The sequence below is a fragment of the Loigolactobacillus jiayinensis genome (assembly GCF_003946445.1).
Taxonomy (GTDB): Bacteria; Bacillota; Bacilli; order Lactobacillales; family Lactobacillaceae; genus Loigolactobacillus; species Loigolactobacillus jiayinensis.
Window position 1 is genome coordinate 1 of record NZ_RHOF01000081.1, and the last position, 10,651, is coordinate 10,651.

A 10,651-nucleotide genomic window follows, 5' to 3' on the forward strand; every position below is an offset into this window, starting at 1 on the left:
TTAAAGAAAAAGACGAGAGGCTTTTCTATTTACACATAAAATTTGACACTCTCGACTTTTGATGTCGATTCCTCTAAACTAGAGAATGAGTTTACTACGTTATACGGTAGTAATTAGAGATTAGGGGAGTAATTAAAAATGGACAAAGCAGCTTTAAAGAAGTTTGCGGTGAATGCTAAGCAGCATCTATTGAGCAGTATTCAAGCATATGCACGCAATCATTATTTATTAAATGAGCAACAACTACCAACGATTGAGCATCATGCTGCAGGGAGTCTATTAATTTTAGACGATAAAAAAGTTCAGCTCAACACAATCGAAGAAAATGAATTTCGCCATCTTTTAACCAAAATACAGGCATTTCAACATGATTCGACTTTAGCTGAAGCTTTAGCGCAATTATTTGAAGAAGTAGCCTTCACCTGGTTTAATTGGATTGTCGCTTTACGTTACATGGAATTGCATGATTATTTACCCATCAAAATGCGTATTTTATCTTCAGAAACGGCTGGTAAAAATGAGCCTGATGCGTTATCCAATATTTATGACTTGATGGATGATTTAGCGTTAGATCAGTCAATTTTAGCTACGATTAATGATGATTCAACTTTGACCCGCCCAGAAAAAGATATTCGGTTATATCAGTATTTACTTAAACAACAGATTAAGCAGCTGAGCCAGACGTTACCTAGTGTTTTTTATCCGGTACAAGGTGCAGAATCATTATTATTACCAGAAAATTTATTACAGCCTCAAGGGATTATCGCTGATTTGTTGGCAAGTGAAATTCCTGATGCGGATTGGGATAACACGGAGATTATTGGCTGGTTATTTGAATATTATAATATTGAAGAAAAATCAAAAGTGGGTGGCTTAAAAAATCATAGTGTCTCTAAGCACGAGCTACCAGTGGTGACCCAATTATTTACCCCCAAATGGATTGTGCAATACATGTTACAAAACTCATTGGGCAACTTATATTTAGGCTTACATAATGAAACTAATTTGGTCGATCAATGGCAATATTATTTAGGCCATGCTGGTGATTTAGTGTTGCCAAACGATCTTAGCCAGTTGGAAGATATTAAGATAATTGATCCGGCATGTGGTTCGGGGCATATTTTGATTGAAGCTTTTCGAATGCTCTATGATATGTACTTGCAACAAGGCTATTTGCCACGGGAAATCCCCCGTACGATTATTGAAAATAATTTATTTGGCTTAGATATTGATAAACGCTCAATTCAAATCACACAAATTGTTTTACTAATGGAAATGTTGGCTAAAACACCACGTTTATTACGGGCCGAGCAACCAGTTATATTTAATATCTTTGAGTTCCATGATTCTCTACAAGCTACGACTGTCGAAGCACTTCAATCTGTTTTTGATCCGACAGAAGTTGAACAGATTCGGGTATTGGAGCAGCAATTTACCGATGCCAAGCAATTTGGCTCATTGTTACAACCAGCAGCGCTTGACTGGCAATCCTTTATCCAAAAAGTTACAAATTTGGAGTTTAATCAGGCCGACTTATATCAACAAGCTCAAGTGATTGAACTACGCGAGCGACTTTTACCACTATTTCGGTGTGCGTGGTTGCTGACGCAGCATTATGATGTTGTCGTCACCAATCCGCCATACCATAATAAATATAATCCAACGCTGAAGAAATTCATGCAGCAAAACTATCAAGATGTTAAATCTGATCTTTACTCAGCTTTCATTAAAGAGACTTTCACAATGACGAAGCCAAATGGTTATGCGGCATTGATGAGTCCTTATACGTGGATGTTTATTTCGTCGCACGAAAAATTACGCCGTTTCATTATTAATAATGGGACGATTGGTAGTTTAGTTCAGCTGGAATATTCAGCTTTTGAGGACGCTACGGTACCAATCTGTACGTTTGTTTTGCAACGTCAACAAGAAAATACGCAAGGCGTTTTCTTACGCTTGGAGTCATTCAAAGGTGCGGCAGTACAACCATTGAAAGTCGCTGAAGCAGCAGCTGATCCAACAGTAGATTATCGCTATGTGCGGGATGTACATTCGTTTGAAGATATTCCAGGAGCACCGATTGCTTATTGGGCGAGTGAACGAGTGCGAGCAATATTTAGAGATAATCCTAAATTAGGGGAAATAGCAGCGCCTAGGCAAGGTTTAGCAACTGCGGATAATAATCGATTCTTAAGATTATGGCATGAAGTAAATTTAGAAAATACAGGATTTGATTGCGCTAGTAATATTTCTGCTGAGAAAAGTGAAAAAAGGTGGTTTCCACTAAATAAAGGCGGAAATTTTCGAAAGTGGTATGGAAATAAGAAATATGTAGTTGATTGGTATAAAGGTGGGTATGAGATTATCCACTTTACAGACTCCAAGGGCAAGCAACGGTCACGGCCACAAAATATTAGTTATTATTTTCGGGAAGGAATAACTTGGTCAGATATAACTTCGGGAGATATAAGTATGCGCTATACTTTTAAGGGCAGTATTTTCGATCATGCTGGGCCAACCATGTTTACTACTCCAAACTATCTAAATAATGTGTTAGGTTATGTGAATTCAAAGGTATTTGGTTATTTAGTAAAGTTCACACTTAGTACGATGCATTTTTATAACGGTGTGATTGTGGATCAACCGTACAAAAGCAAGAAAGTTGACGCCAGTTTAGTTCAACAAAACATCGCCCTTTCCAAATCTGACTGGGATACTTTCGAAACCTCATGGGACTTCCAGCAACATCCCTTGCTGCAATACCGTACCGATAGCAATTTATTAGCAGATGCCTTCACCAGTTGGCAAACGGCAGCGGCTCAACGGTTTACGCTGTTAAAAGCTAATGAAGAGGAGCTTAATCGCCAGTTCATCGATATTTATGGTCTACAAGCTGAACTATCACCAGAGGAAACGGATAAAGAAGTCACCGTCCGGAAGGCTGATCAAGGCCGCGATGTGCGCAGCTTTCTATCGTATTTAGTTGGCGTTATTTTTGGTCGTTATAGTTTAGATGAACCTGGTTTGATCTATGCTGGTGGTACTTTTGATGAAACTCGCTACCGTAGTTTTCAGCCGGATCCGGATAATGTAATTCCGATTGGCTTTGCCAAGGGCTATTATGAAGACGACATTGTGACGCGAATCAAACAATTATTGACGCTGATCTTTGGTGCTGAGCAATTAATGGCAAATTTAACGTTTATTGCCAACAGCCTTTATCCTGATAGTGCACAAGATCCAGAGGAAGCGTTACGGCGTTATTTCCTGAAGGATTTTTACAAGGATCACTTGAAGATTTATCAGAAGCGGCCGATTTACTGGGAGCTTTCCAGTGGTAAGCAAAATGGCTTTAAGGCGCTGATTTATCTGCATCGCTACACGCCAGCATTGTTAGCCCAGATTCGAACAGCATATTTATTACCATTAATGCGGACAATCGATCAGTTATTAACTTTGACCAATACCGAGGTCGACTCGACCCGAGCCAAAGCAGCAGCCGAAAAGCAGCGCGCCAACTATCAGCGCCAGCTAACTGAATTACGCCAGTACGAAACGGTAGTCCAATATATGGCTAATCGTGAATTGGCTTTGGATCTAGATGATGGCGTCAAGGTCAACTACGCTAAATTTCAGGATATCGCGGTGCCTAGTGAAGATGGCACGAAAACACAACAACTAAATGTTTTAACTAAAGTAAAGATGTAAGGTGGTGAAACTATGGCAAATGAGATCCAAACGTTATTACAGCAGCGTTTTGATGCACCATTACCAGATTATCAGCAGCGGCGGATTATTTTTTGGTATGATGAAAATCAGGATTATGCACAAGAATTAGCGGCTTATCAACTGAATAATGTGGTTACTTTGACAGTGACACCGAATAATTATTTTGCGATCAAATATCAAATTGAGGTACAGCAACCAACCCAGAATTTTTTGCTTTATTTACCAATGGCACAGCCTGAGCCGCAGCAAGATCCGCTACATGATATTTATTTATACTCACAGCCAGAGTTTCATGTGGATCGCTTGAGTCAGGTCTTAGATGAATTACACATTGAAGATCAGGCTGCTTATCGCGGCACACTATTAATTTATAAAAGCTTTTTTGAAAATAAGCAACGACAAAAGAGTCTGTTGGCGCTTTTGCAAAATGAAGCTGAATTAAGCCCGGAAAAGTTAACCTTAGGGATTTTTCTAGTGTTAGTTGGCGGCAAACGCTTAAGCTTTGCTAATGGCTTGGTTTATTTGTTGGCTGAATGGGCGCAGGAACAGGATGCTGCTTGGCAGAAACTGCAACGTTTTGGTAGCATAAGTTGGTTTTGGCAACAGCTTGATCTGGAGTTTAATTATCAAGCTGAGCAACCGAGTTTAGCCGATTTTGCTTGTGCTTTATTTGCCACCAAAACAGCGGCGGAGTTTAATGATAAGGTGCCGAAGAATTGGCAAAAAATGTTACTACGACCAGCTAACAATGCGATTGTATTTGTTGATCAGTGGCAAAATGCACGTGATGTAACGACTGAGTACGAATTAGTAGCGCAACAGGTGAGTGAGTTATTGCGGATCGATGCCTTTACGCGGAGCAAATCGGTTGATTTCTTAGCTCAAGGCAGTACTTTTGCCACATACGATAGTGCTTTGATCACGTTGGTGGCTGAGCAATTAACTACTGGGAGTGTTTTATATGATGATTATGAGTTGCAGCTAATTAAGCGGCGTACAGTTTTTTGGAACGCTCATTTTCAAGCTAGTTATCGTGCGCTAATTCAAGCAATTCGACTATTGCGTAGTTTAGCTGGTTTAACAATTGATGCAACTACAGTAGCTGCATTATGGCAGCAATATCAGGAACAATTGATGCAACTTGATCAAGCTTACCGCAAGTTTTACCGCGCCTTCGATCAAATTAGTGAGCCTAATGATGCGTTACGTGCGCTGCAGCAGACAGTAGAGCACTTTTATACTGAAGGATACCTACAGCCATTGGCGCAGTGCTGGGATAGTTTAATTGGCGCACAATTACCATTGACCCAGGCGCTACCGACTGCAGCGTTTTATAGCAAAAAAGTTAATCATTTGATTAATGATAAGCGGCGTGTTTTTGTGATCGTAGTTGATGCATTGAGGTATGAAATTGCCAGCCAACTACAAGATGAACTTAATCGTAATGAGCATTTTGATACTCAGTTAGAAGCGCTAGAAGGAACTGTACCATCGTATACTGACCTAGGGATGGCCGCACTGTTGCCGCATAAACAATTGACGCTTAACGCCAAGGGTAGCATTGAAGTTGACGAACAGTTAAGCGCTGGCGTTGAAAATCGGCAACGTATTTTGGCCAAGCAGCTACCAGATGTAAAAGTTACTGCACAAACGGCTAAGTCTATTTTGGCGGCTAATCGTGATGAATTACGCCAGTTATATAAAGGTACCAGCGTTAATTACATTTATTTAGATACGATTGATGCTCGTGGCGACAACGCTAAATCAGAAGATGAGGTGTTTACAGCAGTTGATCTAGTTTTACAGCAGCTGCAAGAGCTAGTTGGCGTTTTAGCACGTTACGTCAGTGCCACCAACTTTTTCATCACCGCGGATCACGGTTTCTTGTATACTCGCCAGGCACTGACTAAATTAGATAAAATTGAACAGCCAGCTGGGATCGTGCACAAACGGCGCTTCGTGATCAACACTGATATGACCACTAAGGACAATACACATACGTTTGCGCTAACAAATTTGATGCCAGATAACCTAGCTGTTCATATACCAGACCAGTTATTACGTTATGCTGTTCAGGGTGGTGGTAGTAAATATGTTCATGGCGGCACAACTTTACAAGAAGTAATGGTACCGCTACTGACGATTAAAACAGAACGTAATGCACGTTCGCCACAACAAGTCGAAGTTGCTTTGCTGACTGAGTTATCCACGATTGGAAGCTACACCTTAACTTTATCGTTTATTCAAATTCAACCAGTTTCCAATTTACGGCGTAGCAAACGAATTTTAGTGTATTTGGTGGATGAAGCGGGTAAAGCCATTTCCAATCAAATAACCTTAATTGCAGATTACCATAATGATTCAATACAACAGCGGATTCTGACTGGGAAATTAATTATTGTTAACGATATTAGGCCACGCTATCAGCAAGGCACATTGGTGATTGTTAATGCTGCTGATTCGGCGGATATACAGCGACAGACAGTTAATTTGGATTTACCGGAAATTAAGTGAAAATTTGCAGCTGCAAGGGTTGTCAAAACAATCTATTTTTGCTAGAATATAGTTATTCAAGGGCGGTCGCTCCGCTCACGAATACAGTTTTTTTAGCTGAAAACTGAAGGAATCAATAGTAATTGGATCCTAGTTTACTAGGATGCCAGTTAAGCTCTAACCCCAGTGGGATTTATCCTGCTGGGGTTATCTTTATTTTCTTAGAAAATAGTTATTTAGCTGAGTATCGTTGTAAGCTAGTTTGATGGAGTACGTAAAAGATAATCAACGCAAAAAGTAAATTTGAATTTGTAGTAACTTGCATTGCTATAATTTTGTGAAATAAAAATTCAAAATAATTTAGCTACTAAATACGGATCTAAATTCATCAGCCTATTCATTTACAGAAAACACTATGCTATCATTGAAGCTGTTGTGAAATTCTATGGAGAGATGGGATGGCTTAGTGACAGCAATTAAGAAGTTTTTTCAGTTAGATGAATTAAATACTACGGTGCGGCGGGAGATTTTGGCCGGTTTCACCACTTTTATTTCTATGGCCTACATCCTATTTGTTAATCCTAGCGTGCTTGGTGCGTCGGGGATGGATAAAGGGGCAGTGTTCACGGCAACGGCCTTAGCTAGTGCTTTAGGCTGCTTGTTGATGGGTGTGTTGGCCAAGTATCCGATTGCGACGGCACCAGCTTTAGGAATCAATGCTTTCTTTGCTTATTCAGTAGTTATCGGCATGAAAGTACCTTGGCAAACAGCTTTGGCCGGCGTTTTTGTTGCTTCGTTGATTTTTATGTTGATCACAGTTTTTAAACTGCGTGAGATGATCATTGATGCGATCCCTAGTGATTTGAAATATGCGATTTCAAGCGGGATCGGTTTGTTTATTGCCTTTCTTGGATTGAGTAATGGTGGGTTGATTGTCGCCAATAAATCAACACTGATTGGGTTAGGCTCATTTAGTGGGACTACTTGGTTGACCGTTTTTGGTCTGATTGTGACCGCAATTTTGATGGTTAAAAAAGTGCCTGGTGGTATCTTTATTGGGATGGTTTTATCCGTGATTTTAGGTTTGATCACTGGTTTGATTCCGATGCCAAGTCACTGGATTGCTGGTGCACCTAGTCTTGCACCAACGTTTGGTGTTGGTGTCATGCATATTGGTGATATTAACACGGTTCAGTTATGGGTCGTTGTGCTGACCTTCTTGTTGGTGACTTTCTTTGATACTGCAGGGACCTTAGTTGGTTTGGCTCAACAAGCTGGTTTTATGAAAGATAACAAAATGCCGCGGGTTGGTAAGGCTTTGATGTCTGATTCAACGGCGATGTTAGCTGGTTCCATTTTTGGGACTTCACCAGTTGGGGCGTATGTTGAATCTTCTGCCGGAATCGCTGTTGGCGGCCGCTCCGGGTTAACTGCGGTAGTTACTGGGGTGTTCTTCATTCTCGGGCTGTTCTTTTCGCCATTGTTGTCAGTGGTTACTAATCAAGTGACGGCGCCAGCTTTGATCATTGTTGGTGTACTGATGGCGCAATCGCTGCGGCACATTTCCTGGGATAAAATGGAAATTGCGATTCCGTCATTCTTGATCGTCATTGGCATGCCATTGACTTACAGTATTTCTGATGGCATCGCGTTAGGCTTCATTACTTATCCAATCACTATGTTAGCTGCTAAACGTGGCAAAGAAGTGCATCCGCTGATGTACGCTTTATTCTTCGTATTCCTTGGCTTCATGTGGATCTTAAATGTTGAATAATTGACTGAAGCGCGCAGGGTTCTGCGTGCTTTTTTTGTGGCTGCATGCAGCAGCTTTTTAATAAAACTTTGCTGCACGCTATTATTTTTCACAAGTAATAAATAGGATCAAGGTTGACGTTACAGTAATTAAAGCAAAATTTTGGTAAATAAAAACGGCCTTGCGAGTGCTATATCCCCTTTCATGGTCGACAGATGAAATATCATAATTCATCTGCAAACTTGACATGACAGGGCCTAGTACAGAGTAAGGCCGTTTTTGCGTTGCATTAAATATTCGGGGTTGAATGATAGCGTTCAGCCAAAAATTCGTATAAAGGTGTTGCAAAAGGTGTGTAGTCTAGTGCGGCCGCAAAGTCACCACTAAACATGGCAGCATCGTTGTCTGAGGCTAACTTTAATGGCCAAGTTGGGTCAAACAATAATTGCTGACCAACGGCGACTAACTCAGCGTCATTCAACACATTAGCGACGTCAGACCGAGTGCGCACGCCACCGACACCGACCAAAGGTAGTTTGCCTTGGATAGCGTCATGGATGTAAGTTAACATAGGTTTATCTTGATAATCGTCGCCGCGGGCAACGCGGTCGTAGCTATTTAACGATAAATGTAGATAGTCTAATTTAGTTTCGCGTAACTTGGTCAATAACCATAAAGTGTCGGCAAAACGAATCCCCGGAGTTTCAAATTCTTCGGGTGAGAAGCGGTAGCCAACGATAAATGGTTTCGTTGCGTATTCTTTGACTGCGGTGAAAACAGAATCTAATAGTTCAGCGATAAATGTGTAGCGTTGTTCACGGTCGCCACCATATTCGTCTGTCCGGCGGTTAGAATGCGGAGAAAAGAATTGTTGGATCAAGTAAGTATTGGCACCATGCAATTCAACACCGTCGAAACCAGCTTGAATTGCTCGTCGAGTTGCCGCGCCAAAGGCTTTAATTGTTGTTTGAATTTCAGCGCTGGTCATTGCGCGTGGTGTTTCCGCGTCTGGCCGTTCTGCAGCGACTGCACTGGCAGAAACGGGCTGAACACCAGATAAAGTTGCGGCGTTAGTCATTCGGCCACCATGAAAAATCTGAATGATTGCTTTGGCGCCTTGTACTTTGATGGCGCTGGCTAGTTGCGTCAATTCAGGCAGCATTTCGTCATCAGCGATGCTTAATTCGCCAGGCCAGCCTTTACCGCCAGTCTCTACATTGGCCGCGCCGGTAATAACTGCCCCTAAGCCTTTTGCTCGTGCAGCGTAGTAGCTGATTTCATTTTGCGTAATGGTACCGTTAAAAAAACTCTGGCGCGTCGTCATCGGTGACATCATTAGCCGATTTTTTAAAGTGACGCCAGAAGGTAATGTTAATTTTTGATCAAATGAACTCATGAAAAAGCCTCCACACACTAATTTTTTCTTACGGAAAGTAAGCTGATACCTTTAATCTACGCTGATGATAAATCGATGTCAAACATTGTGATGGTCATAATTGAGTGCTTATATATTGATATATCAGAATGTACAAAATTAATTTAAGGTTAGTTTAACGTTGTGTCAGTAGACTAAATGTTATTCAAGATCACGAGGAGGAATGCAGCATGCATTTAAAAATATTTTTACCAATGCTAGGCAGTTTAGCAGTTGCCACCGCAGTTTACACCGCTTGGTTACAGAAAAAAACGTGGGTAGCGTTAAAACAGCACACCACTAAGTTATAAGCCAATTCAGATTGTATTTTAGCACCGTATGTTAAAATAAAAGATTAAAAAGTTTTACGCAACCTATTGTAATTAGCACGAATAATTGGTATACTTTACTTACAAATAATAAGTTATGAATTATTTGTGTCGTACAAAATTTTGACAAAGGGGCGTTTTTAAATGACAGTACAACTTTATACGTCATCAAGCAATGCATCCAGCCGCAAGGCCCGCGCTTGGTTCCGTGACCATGAGATTCCTTTTATGGAACGTAATATCATGGCACAACCATTGAGCCAGGATGAAGTTAAGCGCCTGTTGCGTCTGACTGAGAATGGTACCGAAGATATCGTCTCTACTCGAGCGAAGATTTTCGGCAAATTGCATATCGATTTGGACACCATCTCAACTAGTGAATTAATCAAATTAATTGCGCAACATCCAGACTTACTCAAGCGGCCGATCATGTTTGATGATAAACGACTACAGATCGGTTACAACGAAGAAGAAATTCGCCGTTTCTTACCACGCAAGACACGTCAACTAGAAATGGAAAAAGTTCGTGCTCGTTTAGCCATTTAAGCTTAAAGCCACCTTACCGTGATGATTTTACGGAAGGTGGCTTTTTTGATCGAGCAAATAGTTTAATATTCAGATATAACCATACATGAATCTGTAATGGATGAGTGACGCACAGAACATAACACGTGCTGGTGCATGTATTTGCGCAGGAAAGTACCAATCTAACAGCGACGGTTTGGACTAGGCGCGGTATAATAACACTAAAGTCAAAAAGTGAGGAGTTGCATAATGACAGACAGAATTGAGCTTTCCGCATGTACGTCAATTTTAGTTGGTAAAAAAGCATCGCTGGACGGTGCGACTTATATTTCGCGCAACGAAGATCGTTTGGTGTAAGCAGTAAATAATCGACCGTATTCAAAAAGGCTATCTTCTCATTTATATTTG

General features: G+C 40.9%; 5 protein-coding genes and 1 pseudogene. 5 read left to right on the forward strand and 1 reads right to left on the reverse strand.

The window, feature by feature from the left end:
• Positions 1 to 138: 138 nt before the first annotated feature.
• The 3 genes from pglX to EKM80_RS13770 all read left to right on the forward strand — a co-directional run bounded on the left by pglX (position 139) and on the right by EKM80_RS13770 (position 7,996).
• The gene (pglX, locus tag EKM80_RS13760; RefSeq protein WP_125554159.1) at positions 139 to 3,708 is read left to right on the forward strand and encodes a BREX-1 system adenine-specific DNA-methyltransferase PglX; all 3,570 of its coding nucleotides are present in this window, start codon (positions 139 to 141) and stop codon (positions 3,706 to 3,708) included.
• 12 nt (positions 3,709 to 3,720) lie between these two features.
• Complete coding sequence (gene pglZ, locus EKM80_RS13765; protein ID WP_125554161.1) at positions 3,721 to 6,243, forward strand: BREX-1 system phosphatase PglZ type A; 2,523 nt, start codon at positions 3,721 to 3,723, stop codon at positions 6,241 to 6,243.
• A gap of 424 nt (positions 6,244 to 6,667) precedes the next feature.
• Positions 6,668 to 7,996 carry an NCS2 family permease gene (locus EKM80_RS13770; RefSeq protein ID WP_125554163.1) on the forward strand — a complete coding sequence of 443 codons (1,329 nt, stop codon included), beginning with the start codon at positions 6,668 to 6,670 and terminating at the stop codon, positions 7,994 to 7,996.
• A gap of 268 nt (positions 7,997 to 8,264) precedes the next feature.
• Here EKM80_RS13770 and EKM80_RS13775 read toward each other — a convergent pair whose 3' ends face one another.
• Positions 8,265 to 9,371 carry an NADH-dependent flavin oxidoreductase gene (locus tag EKM80_RS13775; RefSeq protein ID WP_125554165.1) on the reverse strand — a complete coding sequence of 369 codons (1,107 nt, stop codon included), beginning with the start codon at positions 9,369 to 9,371 and terminating at the stop codon, positions 8,265 to 8,267.
• Between the two features lie 491 nt (positions 9,372 to 9,862).
• Between EKM80_RS13775 and spx the strand changes: the two genes are divergently transcribed.
• On the forward strand, positions 9,863 to 10,264 hold the full coding sequence (gene spx / locus EKM80_RS13780) for a transcriptional regulator Spx (RefSeq protein WP_125554166.1): 402 nt from the start codon (positions 9,863 to 9,865) through the stop codon (positions 10,262 to 10,264).
• 228 nt (positions 10,265 to 10,492) lie between these two features.
• Positions 10,493 to 10,597, forward strand: a pseudogene (locus tag EKM80_RS13785) (C69 family dipeptidase); the annotation flags it as partial.
• Between the last annotated feature and the right edge of the window lie 54 nt (positions 10,598 to 10,651).

Coding starts and splice junctions, on each gene's coding strand:
- pglX (WP_125554159.1), top strand. CDS start 139: ATGGACAAAGCAGCTTTAAAGAAGTTTGCGGTGAATGCTAAGCAGCAT.
- pglZ (WP_125554161.1), top strand. CDS start 3,721: ATGGCAAATGAGATCCAAACGTTATTACAGCAGCGTTTTGATGCACCA.
- EKM80_RS13770 (WP_125554163.1), top strand. CDS start 6,668: ATGGAGAGATGGGATGGCTTAGTGACAGCAATTAAGAAGTTTTTTCAG.
- EKM80_RS13775 (WP_125554165.1), bottom strand. CDS start 9,371: ATGAGTTCATTTGATCAAAAATTAACATTACCTTCTGGCGTCACTTTA.
- spx (WP_125554166.1), top strand. CDS start 9,863: ATGACAGTACAACTTTATACGTCATCAAGCAATGCATCCAGCCGCAAG.